Genomic DNA, 23,840 nt, shown 5'->3' with positions numbered 1-23,840 from the left:
CGTGAGGCACGATGTCCGGGATTGGGTTTTCGGAGGTCCTTGGCGACAGTCACCGCCCAAAGCACTGGGTCCCCGCTTTCGCGGGGATGAGCGGAAGAGAAATGAATCATGCCGCCACCGTGTCGGCTTGAGCCTTGAGGTAACGGTCGATCTCGGCGGCGGCGTCTTGGCCGTCGCGGACGGCCCAGACGACGAGGGAGGCACCGCGCACGGCATCACCCGCCGCATAGACGCCGGGCAGGGAGGTGGCGAAGCCCGAGCGGGCAACGGCCACGGTGTTCCACTGGGTCACCGACAGGTCGTCGTGGTGGGCGGCGAAGGCTTCCGGCTCGAAGCCGAGGGCCTCGATGACCATGTCCGCAGGCAGGTCGAAGTCGCCGCCGGGGACGGCGACGATGTCGCGGCGCTTGCCGAACTCAGGCTCGGATAGGGTCATGCGGGCGGCGCGGACGGCGGAGGTCGAGCCGTCGCGGCTCATGAGGGCCTTGGGCGCGCCCAGCCATTCGAAGACGACGCCTTCCTCCTCGGCATTGGACACTTCGCGGGCCGAGCCCGGCATGTTCTCGCGGTCGCGACGGTAGAGGCAGGTGACCGAGGCGGCGCCCTGACGGATGGCGGTGCGGACGCAGTCCATGGCCGTGTCGCCCCCGCCGATGACGACGACGTTGCGGCCCTTCGCATGGTGCCAGGTGTCGTTGTCGCTCTCGCCCAGGTCGCGGCGGTTCTGGTGGATCAGGAATTCCAGCGCCGGGATGGTCGAGCCGGGGCCGACGCCCGGTGCCTGGAGCGCGCGGGCCTGATAGACGCCCATGGCCAGCAGGACGGCGTCATGCTTCTCGCGCAGTTCGGCGAGGGTCACGTCCGTGCCGACGTCGCAGTCGGTGACGAACTGGACGCCGCCGTCGATCAGGCGGTCGACGCGGCGCTGGACGACGCGCTTCTCCAGCTTGAAGCCGGGGATGCCGTAGGTCAGCAGGCCGCCCGGACGGTCGTGGCGGTCGTAGACGGTGACCTGATAGCCCTGTCCGCGCAGGCGATCGGCGGCGGCCATGCCGGCGGGACCGGCGCCGATGATGCCCACGGACTGGCCGCGCTCATGCAGGGGACGGATCGGCTCGACCCAACCGTTGTCGAAGGCGGTGTCGCCGATGAAGGCCTCCACCGAGCCGATGGTCACGGCCTCCCAGCCGGACTGGTTCAGGGTGCAGGAGCCCTCGCACAGCCGGTCCTGCGGACAGATGCGGCCGCAGATCTCGGGCATGGTCGAGGTGGCCGAGGCGATGCGCCAGGCCTCGCGCATCTCGTCTTCGGCCGACAGTCCCAGCCAGTCGGGGATATTGTTCTGGAGCGGACAGGCGTTCTGACAGAAGGGCACGCCGCAGTCGGTGCAGCGTCCGGCCTGGACCTCGACGTTCTCGGTTGTGGGTTTGACGATGATCTCGCCGAAATCCTGCACGCGCACGGACGCTTCCGCCTTGGGCAGGCGGCGCGGTTGAACGACGAAGCCTTGCGGCTGCGGTGGGCCTTTCTGTTGCATGGCAACATATAAAGCGATGCCAAGCGGTCAGCGCAAATGATTTCCCCATTCCGGGGTCAGATCATGCGTCACGAGCATGAAATGACCCCAGTCTGAGAGTCGTTCGCGGTTTTGTTCGCCTCAGCCCTGATCCCAGCCGCCTGCCAGCGCCTTGAACAGGGCGATCTGGTAGGTGGTGACCAGCGCGTCCGACTGCGCCAGGGCGGCGTCGGCGGCGGCTTCGGTGCGCTGAGCGTCCAGCACGGTGAACAGGCTGTCGGCGCCGGCGTCGAAGCGCAGGCGGGCCAGGCGTGCGGCGTTGGCGGCCTGGTCCCGCGCCTCGGTCAGGGCCGCGCGGCGGTCCAGTTCGTTGGCGTAGCTCGACAGTGCGGTTTCCGTCTCCTGCAACGCCAGCAGGACGGTCTGGTCGAAGGTCGCCAGGGCCGCATCGGTGCGGGCGTCCGCGGCCTCGATCCGGGCGCGGGTCGCCAGGATATTGGGGAAGCTCCAGCTGATCAGCGGACCGAAGGAGAACCGATACGAGGTGTCGTCGCTCAGGTCCGAAGCGTCCAGCGCCGTCGAGCCGATCGATCCGCCCAGCGAGATGGTGGGGAAGAGCGATGCGGTTGCGACGTTGACCCGGGCGGCGGCGCCGGCGAGGGCGCGCTCCGCCTGACGGACGTCGGGACGACGGGCCAGAAGGGCCGCGCCGTCGCCGGTCGGGATCGGCTGGCTGAGTTGCGGCGGACGCATGCAGGATCGCGCGGCCTGGGAGGCCTCGGCCGGCGTGACGCCGGTCAGGGTGGCGAGACGATAGAGGGCGCCGTCGCGCTGGGCGCGCAGGCTGGGCAGCTGGGCCCGGGTGGAGGCCAGCTGGGCCTGGGCCCGCGAGGTGTCGAGACCGGTGCCGGCGCCGCCCTCCAGCAGGCGCTGGGTCAGGTCGGCGGTGTTCTGTTGCAGACCGAGGGTGCGCTCGGCGACCGCGATCTGGGCGTTGGCCGAGCAGGCGTCGGCATAGGCGCGGGCGGTTTCGGCGGCCACGCTGACGCGGATCACGTCGAGGGCGGCGGCCTGAGCGTCGACGTCGGCGCGGGCGGCGCGGATGGTCGAGGCGACCCGGCCGAACAGATCGATCTCGTAGGAGGCGTCGAGGCCCACGTCATAGACGTCGATCTCCGGCGCGTCCTGACCGGCTGGCAGGCCGACCGTGGTCGCGGACGAGGCCTGGCTGCGCTGGGCCGAGGCCGAGGTGTTGGTCGTGGGGAACAGGCCGGAGCGCGCTTCCGACAGGCTGGCCCGGACGGCGCGCAGATTGGCGACGGCGGCTTCCAGCTCGTTGTTCTGCGCGAAGGCCTGTTCGACCAGGCCGTCCAGCGTCGGGTCGGCATAGAGCCGCCACCAGTCGCTGCGGGCCTCCGCCGTCGAGGTCGCGCCGTTGGCGGACCCGAGCGGCGAACTTACGAAGGCGCCCGACGCGAGGGGGGGGGGAGAGGCGTCGGGCGCCCTCGGCCCGACCGCGCACGCTGCCAACAGGGCGGCAGCAGCGCAGGCGGTCAGGAGGGGGGTGAGGCGGAGGGTCATGCGGCGTCTCCCGAGCGCGGCGCTGCGAGCGCCTGCGTGGGCTGTGAGTGGATGGCTTCGTCCGAGGGCGAACCGGTCGTCGGGGTCTGGCTGGGCTTGCCGTCCCGCTGCGGGATCTTCGCGGCGAGGCCCCGGCAGATCACGTAGAAGACCGGCGTGAACAGCAGACCGAAGACAGTCACCCCGATCATGCCGAAGAAGACGGCGGCCCCCAGGGAACGACGCATCTCGGCGCCGGCCCCGTCCGCCAGCACCAGGGGCAGAACCCCCAGGATGAAGGCGAAGGAGGTCATCAGGATCGGGCGAAGGCGCGTCTGGGCCGCGTGGACGGCGGCGTCCCAGCGATCCATGCCCTCTTCTTCCTCGTTCTGCTTGGCGAACTCGACGATCAGGATGGCGTTCTTGGCCGCCAGGGCGATCAGCACCACCAGTCCGACCTGGACCAGGATGTTGTTGTCGAGGCCGAGGGCGTTCACCCCCAGCATCGCCGCGAGCAGACACATCGGCACGATCAGGATCACCGCCAGGGGAAGCGTGAACGCCTCGTACTGAGCGGCCAGCACCAGGAAGACCAGGGCCACGGCGACCACGAAGATGATCGTCGCACCGCCCGCCGCCTGTTTCTCCTGATAGGCCAGGCCGGTCCACTCGTAGGAGAAGCCCGGCGGCAGGGCCTGGGCCGCCATGTTCTCCATGATGCCCAGGGCCTGACCGGACGAGACGCCCGCCGCACCCTGGCCCTGCAGTTCGGCAGCGGGGAACAGGTTGTAGCGCACGATCCGCGACGGTCCGGCGCTTTCGCGCAGGGTCGCCACCGAGCCCAGCGGCACCATGGCGCCGGAGGACGAACGGACCTTCAGGTTGGCGATATCGGCCATGTCGTCGCGATAGGCCGGCTCCGCCTGCGCCGTCACCCGGAAGGTGCGGCCCAGCATGTTGAAGTCGTTGACGTAGGAAGAGCCCAGATAGATGCCCATCGTGTTGAACACGTCGGAGGGCTGGACCCCCATCATCAGGGCGCGGTCGCGATCGACGTCGGCTTCGACGCGCGGCGAGGCGGTGTTGTAGGTCGAGAAGACCTGCGTGACCTCGGTCGGCGCCTGGGCCGCGGCCCCCATCATCGCGAAGGTCGCGCCTTCGAGGGCGCCATAGCCCGCGCCGGACGTGTCCTGGATCATCATGGCGAAACCGTTGCCGGTGCCCAGACCCTGAATGGCCGGAGGCGCGATGACGAAGATGTTGGCGTTCTGGATCCCTTGCGCGGCGCCGGTGATGGCTCCGGCCAAGGCTGCGGCGGTCGTGTCACGCGACGTGCGGTCGCTGTAGTCGTTGAGGCGAATGAACAGGGTCGCCGCGTTGGAACCGAACGAGAAGCTGGTGCCGTCGAGGCCGGCGAAGGCCACGGTGCCCTCCACGCCCTCGGTGCCTTCGATGATCTCGCGCGCCTGCTGCATGACTGCGTTGGTGCGTTCGAGCGAGGAACCGGCCGGAAGCTGGACGACGCCGATCAGGAAGCCTTGATCCTGTTCGGGAATGAAGCCCGACGGGGTGTCGATCAGGCGCCAGGCGGTGAGGCCCAGCAGGCCGGCGTAGACGATCAGGACCAGCATGACGGTGCGCACCAGGCGTGCGGTCAGACGACCATATTTGCCCGAAAGCCAGTCGAAGCCTTCGTTGAACTTACGACCGGCCCAGCCGCCATAGTATTTGGCCTTGCCGAGCAGGGTGGTCGGACGTTTGGCGGCGTCGTCGTGGTGCGCGTGCGGCTTCAGCAACAAGGCGGCCATGGCGGGCGACAGGGTCAGGGACACGAACAGCGACACCACGGAGGCGGCGGCGATGGTCACGGCGAACTGACGGTAGAAGATGCCCGGGATGCCCGGCACGAACATGGTCGGGATGAAGACAGAGACCAGCACCAGACCGATGGCGATCAGGGCGCCGGAGACCTCCTGCATGGACTTGTAGGCGGCCTCTTTCGGCGACAGTCCTTCGCGGATGTAGCGTTCCACGTTCTCGACCACGACGATGGCGTCATCGACCACGATCCCGACCGCGAGCACCAGGGCCAGCAGCGACAGGGAGTTGATCGAATAGCCGAGCGCCAGCTGGACCGCGAAGGTGGCGACCAGAGCGATCGGGATGGCGACGATCGGGATGATGGCCGCGCGCCACGACTGCAGGAAGATCAAGACGACGAGCACGACCAGGATGATCGCCTCGATGAGGGTGTGTTCCACCGACTTGACCGACGCCTCGACGAACTCCGTCGGGTTGTAGGCGACGGAGATGTTCAGGCCGGCGGGGGCATCGGCCTTCATGTTCTCGATTTCGGCCATGACGCGTTCGGCGGTGCCGAGAGCGTTGGCGCCCGGCTGCTGAACGATGGCGATGCCGACGCCGCGTTCGCCGTCGAAATAGCCCTGGATGCCATAGTCCTGAGCGCCCAGCTCGACACGGGCGACGTCGCGGATGCGGGTAACCCGGCCCTCGGCGTCGGTCTTGATGACGATGTCGGAGAACTCTTCCGGGGTCGAAAGACGGCCCTGGACCTGGATCGGCTGCTGGAAGGCGGAGGCGTTGGTGGCGAAGGGCGGCTGGCCGATGGAGCCGGCGGCCGCCTGGATGTTCTGGCCGGCGAGGGCGGTGGTGATGTCCGAGGCGTTCAGGCCGCGAGCCGCAGCCTTGGCCGGGTCGATCCAGACGCGCATGGAATAGTTGCCGCCGCCGAAGATGGTGACGTTGCCCACGCCCTCGATGCGCAGCAGGCGGTCGCGGATTGTCGAGTTGGCGTAGTTGCCGACGTAGTCGTTATTCAGGACGTTTCCGGGCGAAGTCAGGCCCAGGATCATCAGGAAGCCGGATTCCTGCTTGTTCACGATCACGCCGACCTGACGGACGGCGGCGGGAAGGCGGGGTTCGGCCAGGGCCACACGGTTCTGAACCAGAACCTGGGCGGCATCCAGATCCGTGCCAGGCTGGAAGGTGACGGTGATCGAGACCGCGCCGTCCGAGGTCGAGGACGAGGACAGGTACAGCATCCCCTCGACGCCGTTGACCTCCTGCTCGATCGGGGCGGCGACGGTCTCGGCCAGGGTCTCGGCCGAGGCGCCGGAATAGGCGGTGTTGATGGTGATCGTCGGCGGCGCGATCTCCGGATACTGCGCGAGCGGCAGCAGCGGGAAGGCGAAGACCCCGATCAGGGTGATGAACACCGACAGGACCATCGCGAAGATGGGCCGGTCGATGAAGAAGCGAGAGATGTTCATGCGCTCGGTCTCAGTCGCCGACGGTGACGGACTGCGTCAGGGCAGCGGCCGAAGTGGCGGTCGCGGCCGGAGGCGCATAGGTGGTCGGGACGGATTCCTGGCTTGTCTGGCGCTGGATGCGGCCGTTGGTGGGGGCCACCTTGGTTCCGGGCATGGCGCGTTGAAGGCCGTCGATGATGATGCGGTCGGTCGGGCGGATGCCCGAACGGATGACGCGCAGGCCGTCGACGAGCGGGCCGAGCTGGACCGGGGTCTGGGTGACCGAACCGTCCTGGGCGACGACCGAGACCACGCGGCGGGCCTGATCGGTGCCGATGGCCGAATCCGGGACCAGCAGGGCGTCATAGGCGCCGGCGCCGGCGACGCGGGCCTGGGCGAACATGCCGGGCTTCAGGAAGTTGTCGCCGTTCGGGATGACGGCGCGCAGGCGGATGGTGCCCGAGGCGGCGTCGACCGCGTTGTCGGTGAAGTCGAGCGTGCCCGAACGGGTGAACGCGCTTTCGTCCTGCAGGCGGATGCGGACCGGGGCCGAGCGTCCGGCGCGGGCGTCGCGCTGATACTTCAGCAGCAGAGCCTCGGAGCCTTCGAAGACGAAGTAGATCGGCGACGACGAGACGATGGTGGTCAGGACGTCTGCGGCCGACGAGCCGCCGGCGATGACATTGCCCGGATCGACGCGGCGGTCCGACACGCGGCCCGAGGCCGGAGCGGTGACGCGGGTGAACTCAAGTTCCAGCTGACGGGCGCGGACGGCGGCCTGGGCGGAGGCGACGGCAGCCTCGGCCGTCTGGACGGCGCCGGAGTTGGTGTCGACTTCGGCCTGGCTGACGGCCTGGCTGGCCAAGAGGCCTTCCGAGCGGGTCAGGTTGGTACGAGCGAGTGACAGCTGAGCCTGGGCCTGGGTGAGGGTGGCGCGGGCCGCAGCCAGTTGGGCCTGCGCCGGACGCTGGTCCAGGGTGAACAGCAGTTGGCCGCGCGAGACATAGTCGCCGTCGCGGAAGTGGACGGACTGGATGAAACCGCCGACGCGGGCACGCACTTCCACGGAGGAAGTGGCCTCGAACCGGCCGGTGAAGTCGTCCCAGTCGACGACGCGCTCAGCGAGCGGGACCGCCACTGTGACCGGCGCGGCGGGGGGTGGCCCCTGCGCTTCCGAACGTTGTGAACAGCCGTATAGCGCGCCCGTCGCAAGGACGGACACGGCGATGATCTTCAGCCTGCGCATGCGCGCAATCTCCCTGATGGGGCAAATTCCCTGTCGGGCGCGACCAGTATCACGGGGGAGGAGGTCCCGGTCATCGCCTGATGACTTATTTGTGTGGAACGGTCGGGCTTGTCAACAGCCGATGACATGGCCATACCGTTCTTAGGGTTATCGGAGATCACGTTGAGTTTCGCCGTCTGCAGCCAGCGCCCCAGAAACGCCGCCGCCACCCGGGGCGCGATCCTCGACGCCGCCAGCAAGCGTTTCACCGGCGAGAGTTACGACCAGGTGGGGATGCGCGACATCGCCAAGGACGTTGGCGTCGATCCGGCCCTGATCTCGCGGTACTTCGGCTCCAAGGAAGATTTATTCCGCGCGGTCCTCGACGATTGCGGCAACGGCGCCGAGCTCATGGAAGGCGACCGGACCAGCTTCGGCGAGCGCGTGGCGCACGATCTGGTCTATGGCCCGCCTAAGGAAGGCAAGCTGGCCTGGCTGCTGCTCATGCTGCGCTCGGCGACATCGCCCAAGGCCGCCGAGATCATCCAGCGAGCCTCACGAGAAGGCTTCTATCAGCCGTTCACCGAATGGGTGGGTGGTCCCGACGCTGCCTTGAGGGTCCGTATCGCCGCCGGTCTGATGATGGGTGTCGCCGTGGGTCGCGACCTGACGGGCGGTCTCGACCTGCCCGAGGACCAATGCGAGCGGATGAAGGCGCGCATCGCCATCATACTGCAGGGTCTGATCGACGGCTGAAGCGCCGAACGGTGGAAATTGCCCCGTAGGACGCCCGCTGTGCCCGAAGTTGGAAGTTTTTTCCAAACCGGGTTGTGCGACGCAGCGATCTCTGGCTTTATGTCGCGGTAACCAGGAGTTGGCCGTGAGCCAGTCGTACCGCAACACCCCGATCCGCCGCACGGCCCGCGCCGTCGCCGTGACGCGTCCTGCCCTCACGCCTGCGGCCCTGACCACCCTTATTCTCACCGTACTCCTTGGCCTGCTCTCCGGAGCGGCGTGGATGCAACTGACCTGAACCCAAGCAAAATCAGGATCGACCGCAGCCACCCGCTCCCGAAAGGAAGCGGGTTTTTTGTTGCGCCGATCCGGGACCCTCTCGGAACGCCTTAAGACAATGACGCAAGATTTCACCCCGGAAGACACCGCGCCTTCGCCTCAGCGAAGAAGCGCCGTCGTAACCGCTGGAGCCAACCGTGCGGCGGCGCGCAGCTATCTGCGCGCCGCCGGCATGCAGGATGCCGACTTCGACAAGCCGATGATCGCGGTGGTCAACACCTGGTCGTCGGTGACGCCGTGCAACATGCACCTGGACCGTCTGGCCAAGGACGTGCGCGCCGGCATCGTCGCGGCCGGCGGCTATCCGATCGACTTCAACACCATCGTCGTCACCGACGGCATCTCGATGGGCACGCCGGGCATGAAGGCCTCGCTGATCAGCAGAGAAGTCGTCGCCGATTCGATCGAACTGGCGGTGCAGGGCCATCAGCTGGACGGCGTCGTCTGCATCGTCGGTTGCGACAAGACCATCCCGGCCGCCGCCATGGCGCTGGCTCGGATGGATATCCCGGGTCTGGTCTACTACGGCGGCACGATCATGCCGGGCGTCATCGGCGGCAAGGAGATCTCCATCCAGGAGGTGTTCGAGGCGATCGGCGCGCGCGGCGCCGGGACCATCGACGACGAACAGCTGAAGATGGTCGAGAGCGCGGCCTGTCCGGGCGCCGGGGCCTGCGGCGGTCAGTTCACGGCCAACACCATGGCTATGGCCCTGTCGGTCATGGGCCTGTCGCCGATGGGCGCGAACGACGTCCCCGCTGTGGATCCGATGAAGGGCGCACAAGGCCATCGCTGTGGCGAGTTGATCGTCGAGCGGGTCTTCGCCGGCGACACGGCGCGCAAATACATCACCCGCGCCTCGCTGAAGAACGCCGCCGCCGCCGTCTCGGCCTCGGGCGGATCGACCAATGCGGTGCTGCACCTGACCGCCATCGCCATCGAGGCGGGGATCGAGTTCGGGGTCGAGGACTGCAACACGGCCTGCGAAGAGACGCCGGTCATCTGCGACCTGAAGCCCGGCGGCCGGTTCCTGGCGTCCCACCTGTTCGCCTCGGGCGGCACGCGCCTGGTGACCCAGCGGCTGGCCCAGGCCGGCAAGATCGTCAACGCGCCCACCGTCTCGGGCCGCAGCCTGTTCGCCGAGGCCGCCGAGGCCGAGGAGACGCCGGGCCAGCAGGTCGTCTCGACCGTCGCCGAGCCCTTCAGCCCGCGTGGCTCCTATGCCGTGATCTATGGCGACATCGCTCCGGACGGCGCGGTCCTGAAACTGACCGGCCACAAGGTCGACCGGTTCGAAGGCCCGGCCTGCGTGTTCGACTCGGAAGAAGACGCCTTCCACGCCGTCCAGGACGGTTCGGTCGGCGAGGGCGACGTCATCGTCATCCGCTACGAAGGTCCGCAGGGCGGTCCGGGCATGCGCGAGATGCTGCAGGTCACGGCGGCGCTGAAGGGCAGGGGCGTCCATGATGTGGCCCTGATCACCGACGGCCGGTTCTCGGGCGCCAGCTACGGCTTCGTCGCCGGGCACGTGTCGCCGGAAGCGGCGGCGGGCGGGCCGATCGGCCTGATCCGCGACGGCGACAGGATCACCATCGACGTCACCGCGCGCCGGATCGACGTCGCCGCCGACCTGGCATCGCGCCGGACCGGCCATGTCGCCCCGCCGCTGAACGCGGCCACCGGCGTCTTCGCCAAATACCGCGCTTCGGTGGCCTCGGCCGCGCAAGGCGCCGTCACCATTCCCAATCCCCCGCCGGCCCAGGTCCGTGCGGAAACTCGTCAGACGCAGGAAGCCTAGGCCATGGAAATCTACACCAACGACGACATCCGTCCCGGCGTCATCACCGGCCAGCGCATCGCCATCATCGGCTATGGCTCTCAGGGTCGCGCCCATGCCCAGAACCTGAAGGACTCGGGCCACGACGTGATCGTCGGCGTCCGCGAGGGCGGCAAGGGCTGGAAGAACGCCAAGGCCGATGGTCTGGCCACCGCCGAGCCGATCGAGGCAGTCCGGGGCGCCGACATCATCGCCATCCTGACGCCCGACATGGCCCAGGCCGAGGTCTACAAGACCGTCATCGAGCCGAACGCCAAGAAGGGTTCGGCCCTGCTGTTCGCCCACGGCTTTTCGATCATCTACGGACGCGTGGTCCCGCGGGACGACATGGACGTCATCCTGGTTGCGCCCAAGGGGCCGGGCGATCTGGTCCGCCGCGAGTTCCAGCGCGGTCGTGGCGTACCCTCGCTGTTCGCCATCGAGAAGGACGTCACCGGCAAGGCGCGCGACCGGGCCATGGGCTACGCCAAGGGCAACGGCGGCGCGACCGGCGGCCTGCTGGAAACCACCTTCCGCGAAGAGACCGAAACGGATCTGTTCGGCGAGCAAGCGGTCCTGTGCGGCGGCGCCAAGGAACTGGTCATCAGCGGCTTCAACACCCTGGTCGAGGCCGGCTACCAGCCCGAGATCGCCTACTTCGAATGCCTGCACGAGCTGAAGCTGATCGTGGACCTGTTCTACGAAGGCGGCATCACCAAGATGAACGAGTTCATCTCGGAGACGGCGAAATGGGGGTCCGTCTCGTCCGGCCCGCGCGTGATCAACGCCGAGACCCGCGCGCGCATGAAGGAAATCCTGACCGAGATTCAGGACGGCACCTTCGCCCGCGAATGGATCGCCGAGAACGAGGCCGGCAAGGGCGCCTACGACGCCCTGCTCAAGGCCGACAGCGAGCAGCTGATCGAGTCGGTCGGCACGAACCTGCGCGAGCGGATGGCCTGGCTGCATGCGCCCAAGACCGCCGAAGCCGCATAGTCGAACTGCAGAAAAACAAGCCTCAGAACCGCCATGACCGCCGTCGCCGCCGCCATCAGCGCCAAAGCCGCAACCGCTCCCCAGAGCGGTGCACGCCTGCTCGTCCAGACCCTGGATCGGCTGGGCGTCGATGTGGTGTTCGGCTATCCGGGCGGGGCGATCATGCCGGTCTATGACGCCCTGACCGGCGCGGGCGTGAAGCACATCCTGGTCCGCCACGAGCAGGGCGCGGCCTTCGCCGCCGACGCCTATGCCCGGGCTACGGGTAAGGTCGGCGTCTGTATGGCGACATCGGGTCCGGGGGCGACCAACCTGATCACCGGCATCGCCAATGCGATGATGGATTCGGTGCCGATGGTCTGCATCACCGGCAACGTCGCCACCCACCTGATGGGCACCGACGCCTTCCAGGAGATCGACATCCTGGGCGTCACCCTGCCGCTGGTGAAGCATTCGTGGGTCGTTCGCGACCCGGCCGATGTTCCGGCGGTGATCGAGGAAGCCTTCCACGTCGCCCGCTCGGGCCGCCCCGGTCCGGTGCTGGTCGATCTGCCCAAGGACGTTCAGGTCGGGACGACGTCGGAGGACTTCGGCTTCCACATTCCGAACGAGACCGCTCCGATCGATCACGCCGCGATCGCGGAGGCGGAGCAGTTGATCCGCGCCGCCGAGCGTCCGCTGATCTACATCGGCGGCGGGGTGAAGATCGCCGGCGCCGTCGAGGCTCTGCGCGACTTCGCAGAGCGCACCGGCATTCCTTCGGTCTCGACCCTGAACGCCCTGGGTTCGATCCGCACGGATGCGCCGGGCTTCCTGGGCATGCTGGGCATGCACGGGACCAAGGCCGCGAACGAGGCGGTGCAGGAGAGCGACCTGCTGATCGTCTTCGGCGCCCGGTTCGACGACCGCGCGACCGGCAAGCTGAACGAGTTCGCTCCGCATGCGAAGGTCGTCCATTTCGACATCGATCCGGCCGAGATCGGCAAGCTGCGCGCCGTCCACGTCCCGGTCGTCGGCGACCTGAAGGCGGGCATCGAGACCCTGACCGCCCGGATGGCGAGCGCGTCTCTGGCCATCGATCCGTGGATCATCCGCTCGACCTCGAACGCCAGGCGCAACGCCTTCCGCTATGACGCGCCGGGCGAGGGGGTCTATGCTCCGGCCCTGTTGAACCAGCTGTCCAAGGCAGCCGGCGACAGCTTCATCGCCGCCTGCGACGTCGGCCAGCACCAGATGTGGGTCGCCCAGCACTGCGAGTTCGCCCGTCCCGAAAGCCATCTGACCTCGGGCGGTCTGGGCGCCATGGGCTATGGCCTGCCGGCCGGTCTGGGCGCCAAGCTGGCCAAACCCGACGCTCACGTCGTCACCATCTCGGGCGACGGCAGCTTCATGATGAACATCCAGGAGCTGGCGACCCTGCGCCGCTACGGCGTCGCCCTGAAGATCGTGCTGCTGGACAACTCTTCGCTGGGCCTGGTGCGCCAGTGGCAGGAGCTGTTCTTCGCCGAGAACTATTCCGAGGTCGATCTGTCGGACAATCCCGACTTCGTCGCCGTGGCCCAGGCCTTCGGCATCGAGGCCTTCATGATCGACCAGCGGGATCAGGTCACCGACGGCATCGCCCGTCTGCTGGCCGCGCCCGGTCCGTGCCTGATGCACGTCCTGATCGACCCCAAAGAGAACGTCTGGCCTCTGGTCCCGCCGGGCAAGAACAACGCCGAAATGATGCACGACACGCGCTTCGAAGGAGACATGTGATGACCGACACCATCCAGATCCAGATCGACCGGGCCGATGGCTCGCTCCAGCGCCTGATCGGCCTCGTGGAGCGTCGCGGCTTCCACATCGACGGCATGAGCCTGTCGGACGAGGGCGCCATGCGCCGCGTCCAGCTGCAGATCCGTGGCCGTGACGAGGGACGCTGCACCGAGAACCTGGGCCGCCAGATCGACAAGCTGATCGGCGCGACCCGCGTCGGATACGCACCATCCACCTTCGCCTATCAGAGCGTAGCCGCAGCATGACCGCCTCCATCATCGACCGAGTAGCACCCTCGATTATCGGCGACCCGAACCGGGTCATCGTCTTCGACACCACCATGCGCGACGGCGAACAGGCGCCGGGCTTCTCCATGTCGCCCGACGACAAGGTCCGCATGGGCCGCACCCTGAAGGCCTTGGGCGTCGACGTCATGGAGGCCGGCTTCGCCGCCGCGTCTCCGGGCGACGAGGACTGCATCCGCGCGGTCGTCGGCGAGATGGCCGAGGATGATTCCGGCCCGGTCTTCTGCTCCCTGTCGCGCGCCAACGAGGGTGACATCGACGCGTCCTACCGCGCGCTGCGCGGGACCAAGCGTCGACGCTGCCACGTCTTCATCGGCACCAGCCCGATCCACCGCGCCGCCAAGCTGCGGATGACGCCCGACCAGGTGCTGGCCCAGGCGGTGCGCTCGGTCGAATACGCCCGCACCCATTTCCACGACGTCGAGTTCTCGGCCGAGGACGCGATCCGCACCGAGCCCGAGTTCCTGGCCGAGGTGCTGGAAGCGGCCGCCGGCGCCGGGGCCTCGACCCTGAATGTGCCGGACACGGTCGGCTATGCGACCCCGGACGAGATCGCCAGCCTGTACCGGTTCCTGATCGCCCGGATCCGCCCAAGCTTCCCGAACGTGATCTTCTCCACCCACTGCCACAACGACCTGGGCCTGGCCGTCGCCAACAGCCTGTCGGCGATCGAGGCGGGCGTGCGTCAGGTCGAATCGACCATCAACGGCATCGGCGAGCGCGCCGGCAACGCCGCCCTGGAAGAGGTGGTCATGGCCCTGCGGGTCCGGGCCGAACGCTATGGCGTCACGACCGGCATCGACACGACGAAGCTGCTGGAAACCAGCCGCATGCTGAGCGAGGTCACCCACTCGCCCATCGTTCGCAACAAGGCCATCGTCGGCATCAATGCCTTCGCCCACGAGGCGGGCATCCACCAGCACGGCATGTACGCCGACGCCCGCACCTATGAGATCATGCGTCCCGAGGACGTCGGTTTCTCGGGCAGCTTCTTCGTCCTGGGCAAGCATTCGGGCCGGACGGCCGTCCAGAAGCGGGCCGAGGTCCTGGGCTATCCGCTGGTCGGCGACCGGTTGAATGACGCCTTCGCCGCCTTCAAGACGCGGGCCGACGAGATCGGCGAGATCAACGACGCCGAGCTGATCGCCATCTGCACGGCGACCGCCGAACGGGAAGCGCATGTCGCGGCCTAGGACCCTGTTCGACAAGGTCTGGGACCGTCACGTCGTCACGCCGGAAACGGCCGAGACGCCGGGTGTCCTCTACATCGACCTGCATCTGGTTCATGAGGTCACCAGCCCTCAGGCCTTCACCGAGATCGAGGCGCGGGGCCTGAAGGTCCGTCGTCCGAACAAGACCTTCGCCACCCTGGACCATTCGACCCCGACCCTGCCGGCCGTCGACGGCGAGCGGCCCTATGTGACGGCCGAGGCCAGGTCCCAGGTCACGCGGCTGGAAGAGAACTGCGCCCGTCACGGCATCGACCTGGCCGGATGGGGTTCGCCCGATCGCGGCGTGGTCCATGTCATGGGGCCGGAGCTGGGCCTGACCCAGCCGGGCATGACGGTCGTCTGCGGCGACAGTCACACGGCGACCCACGGCGCCTTCGGAGCCCTGGCGTTCGGGATCGGCACCTCGGAGGTCGGACATGTTCTGGCGACCCAGTGCCTGTTGCAGCGCAAGTCCAAGGCCATGCGCGTGACCGTGAACGGCGCGCTGGAGCCGGGCGTGTCGGGCAAGGACGTGGCCTTGGCCGTCATCGCCGAATTGGGCTTCGGAGGTGGCACCGGCTTCGTCATCGAGTACGCCGGCGAGGCCGTCCGGTCGCTCGACATGGAAGGGCGGATGACGCTGTGCAACATGTCGATCGAGGCGGGCGCGCGGGCGGGCATGATCGCGCCGGACACCGTGGCCATCGACTGGCTGCGCGGACGCAAGCATGTGCCCGCCGATTACGAGGTTGCGGCTGTCGAATGGCTGACGCTGGCGACCGATCCGGGCGCGACGTTCGACGCCGAGGTCGTGATCGACGGTGCCGCGATTCGGCCGATGGCGACCTGGGGCACCACGCCGGATGCGGGTTCGCCGATCGGCAGCCGCGTGCCCGAGCCGAAGTCGGACAGCGACCGCAAGGCCCTCGCCTATATGGGCTTCGAGGCGGGCGAGACGACCACGACCCAGGCCGTCGACGTGGTCTTCATCGGCTCCTGCACCAACGGGCGTCTGCCAGACCTGCGCGCCGCCGCCGATGTGCTGCGTGGCCGCAAGGTAAAGGCGGGCGTGCGGATGCTGGTCGTGCCGGGATCGGAGGCCGTGCGTCGCGACGCCGAAGCCGAGGGCCTGCACACGGTCTTCACCGAGGCGGGCGCAGAGTGGCGCATCCCTGGGTGTTCGATGTGTATCGCCATGAACGGGGATTTCGTCGCGCCGGGCCAACTGGCCGTCTCGACCTCGAACCGAAATTTCGAAGGCCGTCAAGGCAAGGGTGCCCGCACCATCCTGGCCAGTCCGGCGACGGCGGCGGCCTCGGCCATCGCCGGGGTGCTGACCGATCCGCGTGTGTATCTGGGGGAGGCCGCGCATGCCTGAACCGTTGAAGGTCCTGACATCTCGTACGCTGGTCCTGACCCAGGCCAATATCGACACCGACCAGATCATACCGGCGCGGTTCCTGACCACGACCGAGACGACCGGTCTGGGCCAGAAGGCCTTTTACGACTGGCGCTATGAGGCCGACGGGTCGGCTCGGCCCGAGGCCGTGCTGAACCGGATCGATCCGGCCGAGCATCGCATCCTCGTGGCCGGCGACAATTTCGGCTGCGGCTCGTCGCGCGAGCATGCGCCGTGGGCGCTGTATGACTACGGGTTCCGCGCGGTGATCTCGACCTCGATCGCCGACATCTTCACCTCGAACGCGCTCAAGAACGGTTTCCTGCCTGTCGTCGTCGATCAGGCGACCTGGGACGATCTGGTCGCCAATCCCGAACAGGTCGTGACCATCGACCTGGAGGCCGGAGAGGTGCGCCGGGGCAACCATGCGCCGGTCGCCTTCTCCGTCGAGCCCTTCGCCCGCCAGTGCCTGCTGGACGGCGTCGACACTCTGGGCTGGCTCCAGAAACACATGCCTGACATCGAAGCCTACGAACGTACCCAGTCTCAACAAGCCTTGGCGCCGGAGCCCGCGTGATGCCGAATACCCAGACCTACAAGATCGTCCTGCTGCCCGGTGACGGTGTCGGGCCGGAGGTCATCTCGGCGGCCAGGGATGTGCTGGGCGTCATCGCCGACTTCTATGGTCACCGGTTCGATTTCTCCGAGCATCTGATCGGCGGCGCCGGCATCGACGCCACGGGCGACCCCCTGCCGCCTGAGACGACGGCCGCCTGTCTGGCGGCCGACGGCGTGCTGCTGGGCGCGGTCGGCGGTCCGAAATGGGATGGGCAGAAGCGGCGTCCGGAGGAGGGCCTGCTGGGCATCCGCAAGGCCATGGGCCTGTTCGCCAACCTGCGTCCGCTGCAGGTCTCGCCGGTTCTGGCGCACCGCTCGCCGCTGAAGAAGGAGATCGTGGAGGGCGTCGATCTGATCGTTTTCCGCGAGCTGACCGGCGGCGTCTATTTCGGCGAAAAGACCCGCACCGACACCATGGCCTCGGACCTGTGCATCTATACCGTGCCAGAGATCGAACGGGTGACGCGGGCTGCCTTTAAGGCCGCCCTGCAGCGGCGCGGCAAGGTGACCTCGGTCGACAAGGCCAATGTCATGGAGACGTCGCGGCTGTGGCGCGAGGTCGTGACCCGCATCCATGCCGAGGAGTTCCCGCAAGTCCAGCTTGAGCACGCCCTGGTCGACTCCATGGCCATGCACCTGATCCGGAAGCCGCGCGAGTACGACGTCATCCTGACCGAGAACATGTTCGGCGACATCCTGTCCGACGAGATTTCGGTGCTGGGCGGCTCGATCGGCCTGTTGCCGTCGGCGTCGCTGGGCGAGAGCGGTCCGGGCCTGTTCGAGCCGATTCACGGCTCGGCGCCCGACATCGCGGGCCAGGACCTGGCCAACCCGGTGGGAACGATCCTGTCGGCCGCGATGATGCTGCGTCACAGCCTGAACCTGGAGGATGAGGCGTCGTCGATCGAAGCCGCGGTCGCGGCGGTCCTGGCGGCGGGCGCCACAACCGCCGATTTGGGCGGGGCCTTGGGGACACGCGCGGCGTCCGAGGCGATCATCGACGCCATCCGCGCCATCCACTGGGCTGCCGCTCATCGGGTCCAGATGCACTGGGGTTAATCTTTTGGTCATGAATGCGGCGCGCAGAAGGATTGTGCGCCGCAGCTATGGTCAAGGTTATATTTTGCCGATGACGGGTGTGTAACGCACGACACAGGCACGAAAATTGCGACGAACCCGGATATCCCCCTTGCGTGATGTGACATTGCGGTAAACACTTCGCAACTGCGAGATCACACAGGGGATGCTTTCATGTCGCAGGTGCTTAACCGTCTACCGGGGCTTCTGGCCCTTATCTGTCTAACCATCGGGCTATTCTATGCGGGCGGGGCCTTCGCCCAGGAGGCCGCCGCTCCCGTCACGACAGTGGCCGAAGCCTCGGCTCCGGTGACCGACACCGTCGCCGAAGCCGCCGCAATCGTCGAGGAGACCGTCGCTCCTGAAACGCCTGCTCCGGCGCTTCTGGCTCACCAGGCCGCACTCGAGCTCGACGCGGCCGGCGCCAGCTGGCTGGGTACCTCGACCGCTCTCGTTCTGCTGATGACCCTGCCGGGTCTCGCACTGTTTTATGGCGGCATGGTCCGCAAGAAGAACGTCATCGCTACCATCACCCAGTCGGTCGGCGTCTTCGCCGTCGTCAGCCTGGTCTGGTTCGTCGCCGGCTATTCGATCGCCTTCAGCGCCAACCCGAACGAGGCGCTCCAGCCCTATGTCGGCGGCTTCGACGCCCTGTTCCTGAACGGGGTGTCCCTGCAGACGGCCAACAGCCTTCTGCCGGGGATCCCTGAGTTCCTGTTCATCTCCTTCCAGATGACCTTCGCCATCATCACGCCCGCCCTGATCACGGGCGCCTTCGCCGAGCGTTTCAAGTATTCGGCCCTGCTGCTCTTCACCGCCCTGTGGTCGCTGCTGGTCTATGCGCCGATCTGCCACTGGGTCTGGGGCGGCGGCTTCCTCGGCGGCGCCGGGGTGCTGGACTTCGCCGGCGGCGCGGTCGTTCACGTCAACTCGGGCGTGGCCGGTCTGGTCTGCGCCATCTTCCTGGGTCGCCGTAAGGGCTACGGCGCCGAGCCGATCGTCGCTCACAACCCCGTCCTGACCATGATCGGCGCCTCGCTGCTGCTGGTGGGCTGGATCGGCTTCAACGCCGGTTCGGCGGGCGCCGCCAACGACCTGATGGGCGTGGCTCTGCTGAATACCATCCTGGCCGCCGCCGCCGCCGCCCTGACCTGGAAGCTGATCGAGGTCATCGAGAAGAAGAAGGTCTCGCTGATCGGCATGCTGTCGGGCGTCGTCGCCGGCCTGGTCGCCATCACCCCGGCCGCCGGTTTCGTCGATCCCAAGGGCGCGGTCATCATCGGCCTGATCGCCGGACCGGTCTGCTACATCTCTTCGGTGTGGATCAAGAAACTGCTCCGCTACGACGACAGCCTGGACGCCTTCGGCATCCACGGTGCGGGCGGTCTGATCGGCGCCCTGCTGACCGGCGTGTTCGCCTCGACCGCGATCAATAGCCTGGGCGAAGGCGCCAATATCCCGACCCAGGCCCTTGGCCTGGCCTGGACCATCGCCTACTCGGCGGTCGGCACCTTCATCATCCTGATCATCTGCAAGTTCACGACCGGTCTGCGCGTGACGGATGCCCAGGAAGCCGAAGGGCTCGACACCACCCTCCACGGCGAAGCCCTGGAACACTGACGATCGGTACGTCGGGCGCGGCTCTCCTCGCGCCCGGCGGCCAAATCTGACAATCAAACAGAATAAACGGGGATATCGAGATGAGACTGCAAGCTTCCTGCGCGGCCCTGGCCGCCGCAATTGCCACCCTGGCCATGGCCGGTGCGGCCTCGGCGCAAGAATGGGACGTCGCCTTCAACGCCGCCGCCACCAGCGACTACGTCTTCCGCGGCGCCAGCCAGTCGAACGAGAACTTCGCGCTCTCGGGCGGTGTCGACGCCACCTACGGCGGCTTCTATGTCGGCGGCTGGGCCTCGCAGGTCGATTTCGGCGACGACACCTCCGCCGAGATCGACACCTACGGCGGCTATCGCGTCGAGGCCGCCGGCTACGCCCTGGACTTCGGCGTGATCGGCTATTTCTACACCGACGCCCCTTCGGCCGGCGACTATGACTACGTGGAATACAAGGCGGCCGCCTCTCGCGCGATCGGCCCGCTGACCGCCGGCGTCGCCGTCTACTATTCGCCCGACTTCTTCGGCGTGGACGAGACCGCGACCTATCTGGAGGCCAATGCCGCCGTCACCCCGATCGACAAGGTCACGATTTCCGGCGCCGTCGGCAAGCAATGGCTGGACGTGACCGGCGACTACATCACCTGGAACGTCGGCGCGGCCTATGCCCTGACCGACAACCTGGCCTTCGACGTCCGCTACCACGACACCGACGTCGACAACGCGCCTCTCTATGACGGCCGCGTCAACGCCACCCTGAAGCTCGCCTTCTAGTCCGGCGGTCGTTCGCAACAGGCGCCGTCCCGGAGCGATCCGGGGCGGCGTTTGGATGTGCGGATGCAGGCATGGCTATGTCGGTCCGCCCCGTTCAGGCCACTTTTGGTTACGCTGTCGCTGTTGGGGCTGGACGCGGCCAACGATCCGCGTGACCCATGCGCGATAAGTCGTTACGGGCGATCCACGTCCGACGGGAAACGAGGCCAGAATGACAGACACCACGACAACGCCGGCAAAGGGCACGAACCTGGCGTTCGCCTATGTCACGACCTTGTTCTTCGCCTGGGGGTTCGCGACCTCTCTGATCGACCCGCTGGTCGCAGCGGTGCGCGGCGTGTTCGAGTTGAGTTTCACCGAGGCCCTGCTGACCCAGTTCGCCTGGTTCACGGCCTATGGCGTCTTCGCTCTTCCCGCCGCCTTCGTCCTGGCGCGGCTGGGCTATGCCAGGTCCATCGTGGGCGCGCTCGGCGTCATGGTGCTGGGCGCCCTGATCGTGCCGCTGTCGACCATTCTCGACTTCTATCCCGGCGTGCTCGTGGCCCTGTTCGTGATCGGCGGCGGGGTGACCCTGTTGCAGGTGGCCGCGAACCCGCTTGCCGCCGCGCTCGGATCGGAGAAGGGCTCTCACTTCCGGCTGGTCCTGTCCCAGGCGTTCAACTCGCTCGGCACCGTCGTCGGGCCGTTGCTCGGCGCGACGGTCATGCTGTCGGGCGGCATCTTCGTCGCGGGCGGGGTGACGGCGCTCGGTTCGTTCAGCGCCTTGATCCTTCTGGGGCTCGGCGTGGTCTTCGGCATCGTGGCCGGCGCGCTTCTGGGCGGTCTGCGTCGTGACCTGAAGGCCTGGATACCGCTCGGCGCCGCCATCGGTCTGGCGGTCGGCTGGCTGATCTTCCTGCACAACTACATCGGCGGCCTGGCGCCCTCGATTGCGCCCGCCGCCCCGGTCGAAGCGCCGCCCGCCGCTCTGGATCCGGCGCTCCGCGCCCAGACCCTGGCCAATATCGACACCGTCTTCATCGGCCTGGCCGTCTTCTTCGCCCTCCTGGGCGGCTTCATCTGGATGATCCGGTCCAAGCTCTCGGCCGCCACGGTCTCGACCGAAAAGGGCGCGTCGCCGTTCGCGGCCCTGAAGTCGCGTTGGGCGGTCTTCGGCGCCATCGGCATCTTCATCTACGTCGGGTCCGAGGTCGCCATCGGCAGCCTGATGACCAACTTCCTCGAAGCCGGGAACATCCTCAGCCTGTCGCCGGCCGATGCGGGTCGTCTGGTCGCCCTCTACTGGGCGGGCGCTCTGATGGGTCGTTTCGCGGGCAGCGCGCTACTGACCCGCATTCCGGCCGCCACCCTGCTGATCGTGTTCACCACCCTGGCCGCCGTGCTCTGCGCTGTGGTGACCCAGACCGGTGGAGCGACGGCCGCCTTCGCCGCACTGGCTATCGGCCTGTTCAACTCCATCATGTTCCCGGCCATCTTCACACTGACCCTGGAGCGATCCTCGGCCCCGGCGTCCGCTACGTCGGGACTTCTCGTCTTCGGTATCATCGGTGGGGCGATCCTGCCGTTGCTGGCGGGACAGGTCGCGGACACGGCGGGCACGATCAACCCGGCCTTCTATGTACCCCTGGTCGGCTACATCCTGCTGGTGGTGTTCGCGGTGGCCGCCTCGCGCGCCAAGGTCCATGCCATCGGCGCCGCGCCGACGACGAGCGGGCACTGACGCAAAAAGCCCTCTCCCGGTGGGAGAGGGCTTGAGGCTCGTAGGGCGACAGCGATGCGCTAGCCGAAAGGGTGCTTACCCCCCGTAGCCCCGCCCGCCGCCGCCGAAGCCGCCGCGCGAGACGACGGTGGTGCGGCTCTGCACCCGGCTCGGGGCCTGACGCGCGACATCGGTCCCGTAGTCGCGCCCGTTGGCGACCTGACGGCCCGTGCGATAGTCGCGGCTCAGATAGCCGCCACCGTAGCCGTTCTGGTAGTTGCCGTCCCGGTCGCGGTACAGGGCACCGCCGCCGCGATAGCCGCCGCCGTTCAGCAGCTGGCCGATGACGAAACCGGTCAGCAGCGGCGTGAAGAACGACCCGCCCGATCCGTTCGGCCGGCATTGATCCGGACCCCAGGCGCCTTCGCATTCCGATTGGGTCGCATAGCGCGGCGCAGTCTGTTCGGCTTGGGTCCGCGCATTGGCCTCGGCCGCATCGCACTCGGTGTCGGAGATGTCGTTGGCCGCCTTGCACTCGTCCAGCGAGGTGTAGGCCAGCGCCGGTTCCGGATCGGGCACGGCGACCTGGGGCGCACCACAGGCGGCGAGCGAGAAGGAGGCCGTCGCCATCAGGCTGGTGATCTGCAGCGTTCTGGACCGCTTCATCCGGCGGATGGTCGTGGTCTCGGGCGCGGCGGGGGAGGGGGTATCGGTCATCGTCTCCCTCACGTCGTCATGCAGGCGGCGTTCAGCAAGCCGACGCAGATGGAAATCGAAGCGAGGTAGATGGAGGAGGCGATCTCGCCTTGCTCGATCCGCTCGGCCAGGTTCTTGAACGCGAGCTTCGACACGATCACGAAGACCACGATCTGGATCACGCCGGCCAGGGTCGCCCAGGCGGCGAACTCCATCAGGCTGACGGTGTGCGACAGGGCCGAGGCCAGGGGCAGGACATAACCGATCAGGGCGCCGCCGAGGGCGATGGCCGCCGCGGGATTGCCGTCCCGGATCAGGGTCCGCTCATGATAGGGCGTGACCCACTGATAGATCAGCTTGAAGGCCACGGTGAAGACGCCCGCCAGAGCGAACGCGATGACGAAGGCCGTGGCCCCCGTCTGGAATGCGAACCAATCCATCGTGTCTCTATTCCTTCGTTGCGGAGCGGCTCACGCCGTGAACTCGCCGACTTCCAGGGGGATGCCGACCATGATTTCGTGGCTGATGTCAGCGGACTTTCCGGGCGCCTTCTCCGGCTCCATTTCCAGGGCCAGCATCATCTCGCGCCCGCCGGACAGCTCGCGCGCATACAGCATGCAGGTCTGGAAGATCCGGCCATAGGGAACGGTCGCGGTGCGGTCGTCCCAGATCGATTCCCACATCGTCACCGGCGGCTGACGCGCATCGCTCTCGGCGAACCAGAAGCGGGGGTAGGAGGGCAGGTCTTCCGGCGTCCCGTCGAATACGGGTTCGGACAGACGGTCGGTCCAGGTGCGGCGCTCGCGCGGACCAGGCGGATAGGCGCTGGTCCACGGAATGAAGAGAGAGAAGTCGTAGGCCTCGGCGCCCGTCGGGTCGTCGCTCATGGCCTGAAGCATGACGTGGTCTTCGGTGTAGAAGCGATGCACGGTCTGGCCGCTGTCCAGGGTGATCGTCCCCTGCGCCGTGATCTCCAGCGCATCGCGGTCCAGGGTGAACACCGTCTCGGGCTGCAGCCGTCGCCAGGCCAACGGGTCCAGCGACACCGTCCGGCCCAGGGTGATGTTGCGCACCACCGCCAGTCGATTGACGGGTTCCGCCGCAGGCTTTCCGCCGAAGAGACGCTTGAACATGATCCATGTCTTTACGCCGCGAGGGTCGCGACCACGAGTGAAATTCGCATCCCGCTTGTCGCACGTCAACCGTTCATGTTACGCGTTACATGAAACATGAC

20 protein-coding genes are annotated in these 23,840 nt (G+C 67.5%); 13 read left to right on the top strand and 7 right to left on the bottom strand.

Annotated elements, in window-relative coordinates; translation table 11 throughout:
- Positions 1 to 106: 106 nt before the first annotated feature.
- The 4 genes from ACW171_RS08860 to ACW171_RS08845 form a co-directional block, all read right to left on the bottom strand.
- Entirely contained in the window at positions 107 to 1,537 is a 1,431-nt protein-coding gene (locus ACW171_RS08860; protein ID WP_492092811.1) for an NAD(P)-dependent oxidoreductase, read from the bottom strand.
- 120 nt (positions 1,538 to 1,657) lie between these two features.
- A complete protein-coding gene (locus ACW171_RS08855; protein WP_492092810.1) occupies positions 1,658 to 3,097 on the bottom strand; it encodes an efflux transporter outer membrane subunit in 1,440 nt (479 codons plus the stop codon).
- The gene (locus tag ACW171_RS08850) at positions 3,094 to 6,366 is read right to left on the bottom strand and encodes an efflux RND transporter permease subunit (protein ID WP_492092809.1); all 3,273 of its coding nucleotides are present in this window, start codon (positions 6,364 to 6,366) and stop codon (positions 3,094 to 3,096) included. Before ACW171_RS08850 ends, ACW171_RS08855 begins: the two co-directional genes overlap by 4 nt.
- 10 nt (positions 6,367 to 6,376) lie before the next feature.
- Positions 6,377 to 7,591 (bottom strand): efflux RND transporter periplasmic adaptor subunit, encoded by a 1,215-nt coding sequence (locus ACW171_RS08845; RefSeq protein WP_492092808.1) that lies wholly within the window; start codon positions 7,589 to 7,591, stop codon positions 6,377 to 6,379.
- Between the two features lie 162 nt (positions 7,592 to 7,753).
- On the opposite strand from ACW171_RS08845, the gene ACW171_RS08840 reads away from it, so the two are divergent.
- The 13 genes from ACW171_RS08840 to ACW171_RS08780 all read left to right on the top strand — a co-directional run bounded on the left by ACW171_RS08840 (position 7,754) and on the right by ACW171_RS08780 (position 21,931).
- Positions 7,754 to 8,326: a TetR/AcrR family transcriptional regulator gene (locus ACW171_RS08840; RefSeq protein WP_492092807.1), complete on the top strand. Its 573-nt coding sequence runs from the start codon at positions 7,754 to 7,756 to the stop codon at positions 8,324 to 8,326.
- A gap of 124 nt (positions 8,327 to 8,450) precedes the next feature.
- Entirely contained in the window at positions 8,451 to 8,603 is a 153-nt protein-coding gene (locus ACW171_RS08835; RefSeq protein ID WP_492092806.1) for a hypothetical protein, read from the top strand.
- Between the two features lie 99 nt (positions 8,604 to 8,702).
- On the top strand, positions 8,703 to 10,442 hold the full coding sequence (gene ilvD, locus ACW171_RS08830) for a dihydroxy-acid dehydratase (RefSeq protein WP_492092805.1): 1,740 nt from the start codon (positions 8,703 to 8,705) through the stop codon (positions 10,440 to 10,442).
- Positions 10,443 to 10,445: 3 nt separating this feature from the next.
- Entirely contained in the window at positions 10,446 to 11,456 is a 1,011-nt protein-coding gene (gene ilvC, locus ACW171_RS08825; RefSeq protein ID WP_492092804.1) for a ketol-acid reductoisomerase, read from the top strand.
- Positions 11,457 to 11,489: 33 nt separating this feature from the next.
- The gene (gene ilvG, locus ACW171_RS08820; protein WP_492092803.1) at positions 11,490 to 13,214 is read left to right on the top strand and encodes an acetolactate synthase 2 catalytic subunit; all 1,725 of its coding nucleotides are present in this window, start codon (positions 11,490 to 11,492) and stop codon (positions 13,212 to 13,214) included.
- Positions 13,214 to 13,480 (top strand): ACT domain-containing protein, encoded by a 267-nt coding sequence (locus tag ACW171_RS08815; RefSeq protein WP_492092802.1) that lies wholly within the window; start codon positions 13,214 to 13,216, stop codon positions 13,478 to 13,480. The genes ilvG and ACW171_RS08815 overlap by 1 nt, the downstream gene beginning before the upstream one ends.
- Positions 13,477 to 14,712, top strand: a complete 1,236-nt coding sequence (locus tag ACW171_RS08810; RefSeq protein ID WP_492092801.1) for a 2-isopropylmalate synthase — start codon at positions 13,477 to 13,479, stop codon at positions 14,710 to 14,712. The genes ACW171_RS08815 and ACW171_RS08810 overlap by 4 nt, the downstream gene beginning before the upstream one ends.
- The gene (leuC, locus tag ACW171_RS08805) at positions 14,699 to 16,108 is read left to right on the top strand and encodes a 3-isopropylmalate dehydratase large subunit (RefSeq protein ID WP_492092800.1); all 1,410 of its coding nucleotides are present in this window, start codon (positions 14,699 to 14,701) and stop codon (positions 16,106 to 16,108) included. Before ACW171_RS08810 ends, leuC begins: the two co-directional genes overlap by 14 nt.
- A complete protein-coding gene (gene leuD / locus ACW171_RS08800; protein WP_492092799.1) occupies positions 16,101 to 16,706 on the top strand; it encodes a 3-isopropylmalate dehydratase small subunit in 606 nt (201 codons plus the stop codon). The genes leuC and leuD overlap by 8 nt, the downstream gene beginning before the upstream one ends.
- Positions 16,706 to 17,806 (top strand): 3-isopropylmalate dehydrogenase, encoded by a 1,101-nt coding sequence (gene leuB / locus ACW171_RS08795; RefSeq protein ID WP_492092798.1) that lies wholly within the window; start codon positions 16,706 to 16,708, stop codon positions 17,804 to 17,806. The genes leuD and leuB overlap by 1 nt, the downstream gene beginning before the upstream one ends.
- A gap of 192 nt (positions 17,807 to 17,998) precedes the next feature.
- Positions 17,999 to 19,444: an ammonium transporter gene (locus ACW171_RS08790; RefSeq protein ID WP_492092797.1), complete on the top strand. Its 1,446-nt coding sequence runs from the start codon at positions 17,999 to 18,001 to the stop codon at positions 19,442 to 19,444.
- Positions 19,445 to 19,524: 80 nt separating this feature from the next.
- Complete coding sequence (locus tag ACW171_RS08785; RefSeq protein ID WP_492092796.1) at positions 19,525 to 20,211, top strand: TorF family putative porin; 687 nt, start codon at positions 19,525 to 19,527, stop codon at positions 20,209 to 20,211.
- A gap of 211 nt (positions 20,212 to 20,422) precedes the next feature.
- On the top strand, positions 20,423 to 21,931 hold the full coding sequence (locus ACW171_RS08780; RefSeq protein WP_492092795.1) for an MFS transporter: 1,509 nt from the start codon (positions 20,423 to 20,425) through the stop codon (positions 21,929 to 21,931).
- A gap of 75 nt (positions 21,932 to 22,006) precedes the next feature.
- Here the strand turns inward: ACW171_RS08780 and ACW171_RS08775 are convergent, their stop codons facing one another.
- The 3 genes from ACW171_RS08775 to ACW171_RS08765 are packed head-to-tail and all read right to left on the bottom strand — an operon-like array spanning position 22,007 to position 23,739.
- The gene (locus ACW171_RS08775; protein WP_492092794.1) at positions 22,007 to 22,627 is read right to left on the bottom strand and encodes a DUF1190 domain-containing protein; all 621 of its coding nucleotides are present in this window, start codon (positions 22,625 to 22,627) and stop codon (positions 22,007 to 22,009) included.
- A gap of 8 nt (positions 22,628 to 22,635) precedes the next feature.
- Positions 22,636 to 23,046: a DUF350 domain-containing protein gene (locus ACW171_RS08770; RefSeq protein ID WP_492092793.1), complete on the bottom strand. Its 411-nt coding sequence runs from the start codon at positions 23,044 to 23,046 to the stop codon at positions 22,636 to 22,638.
- Between the two features lie 30 nt (positions 23,047 to 23,076).
- Entirely contained in the window at positions 23,077 to 23,739 is a 663-nt protein-coding gene (locus tag ACW171_RS08765; RefSeq protein WP_492092792.1) for a YjfK family protein, read from the bottom strand.
- Positions 23,740 to 23,840 lie beyond the last annotated feature (101 nt).

The sequence above is a fragment of the Brevundimonas sp. FV1ye28 genome (assembly GCF_058681135.1).
The sequence above is the reverse complement of the archived record's forward strand: the minus strand, read 5'-3'. Positions and strand labels throughout refer to the sequence as shown.

Excerpts from the sequence above, each read along its gene's own strand:
- ACW171_RS08815 (WP_492092802.1), top strand. The coding sequence starts at position 13,214 with ATGACCGACACCATCCAGATCCAGATCGACCGGGCCGATGGCTCGCTC.
- leuD (WP_492092799.1), top strand. The coding sequence starts at position 16,101 with ATGCCTGAACCGTTGAAGGTCCTGACATCTCGTACGCTGGTCCTGACC.
- ACW171_RS08770 (WP_492092793.1), bottom strand. The coding sequence starts at position 23,046 with ATGGATTGGTTCGCATTCCAGACGGGGGCCACGGCCTTCGTCATCGCG.
- ACW171_RS08785 (WP_492092796.1), top strand. The coding sequence starts at position 19,525 with ATGAGACTGCAAGCTTCCTGCGCGGCCCTGGCCGCCGCAATTGCCACC.
- ACW171_RS08765 (WP_492092792.1), bottom strand. The coding sequence starts at position 23,739 with ATGTTCAAGCGTCTCTTCGGCGGAAAGCCTGCGGCGGAACCCGTCAAT.
- leuB (WP_492092798.1), top strand. The coding sequence starts at position 16,706 with ATGCCGAATACCCAGACCTACAAGATCGTCCTGCTGCCCGGTGACGGT.
- ACW171_RS08850 (WP_492092809.1), bottom strand. The coding sequence starts at position 6,366 with ATGAACATCTCTCGCTTCTTCATCGACCGGCCCATCTTCGCGATGGTC.
- ACW171_RS08780 (WP_492092795.1), top strand. The coding sequence starts at position 20,423 with ATGACAGACACCACGACAACGCCGGCAAAGGGCACGAACCTGGCGTTC.
- ilvG (WP_492092803.1), top strand. The coding sequence starts at position 11,490 with ATGACCGCCGTCGCCGCCGCCATCAGCGCCAAAGCCGCAACCGCTCCC.
- ACW171_RS08790 (WP_492092797.1), top strand. The coding sequence starts at position 17,999 with ATGTCGCAGGTGCTTAACCGTCTACCGGGGCTTCTGGCCCTTATCTGT.
- ACW171_RS08855 (WP_492092810.1), bottom strand. The coding sequence starts at position 3,097 with ATGACCCTCCGCCTCACCCCCCTCCTGACCGCCTGCGCTGCTGCCGCC.
- leuC (WP_492092800.1), top strand. The coding sequence starts at position 14,699 with ATGTCGCGGCCTAGGACCCTGTTCGACAAGGTCTGGGACCGTCACGTC.
- ilvC (WP_492092804.1), top strand. The coding sequence starts at position 10,446 with ATGGAAATCTACACCAACGACGACATCCGTCCCGGCGTCATCACCGGC.
- ACW171_RS08845 (WP_492092808.1), bottom strand. The coding sequence starts at position 7,591 with ATGCGCAGGCTGAAGATCATCGCCGTGTCCGTCCTTGCGACGGGCGCG.
- ACW171_RS08810 (WP_492092801.1), top strand. The coding sequence starts at position 13,477 with ATGACCGCCTCCATCATCGACCGAGTAGCACCCTCGATTATCGGCGAC.
- ilvD (WP_492092805.1), top strand. The coding sequence starts at position 8,703 with ATGACGCAAGATTTCACCCCGGAAGACACCGCGCCTTCGCCTCAGCGA.
- ACW171_RS08860 (WP_492092811.1), bottom strand. The coding sequence starts at position 1,537 with ATGCAACAGAAAGGCCCACCGCAGCCGCAAGGCTTCGTCGTTCAACCG.
- ACW171_RS08775 (WP_492092794.1), bottom strand. The coding sequence starts at position 22,627 with ATGACCGATACCCCCTCCCCCGCCGCGCCCGAGACCACGACCATCCGC.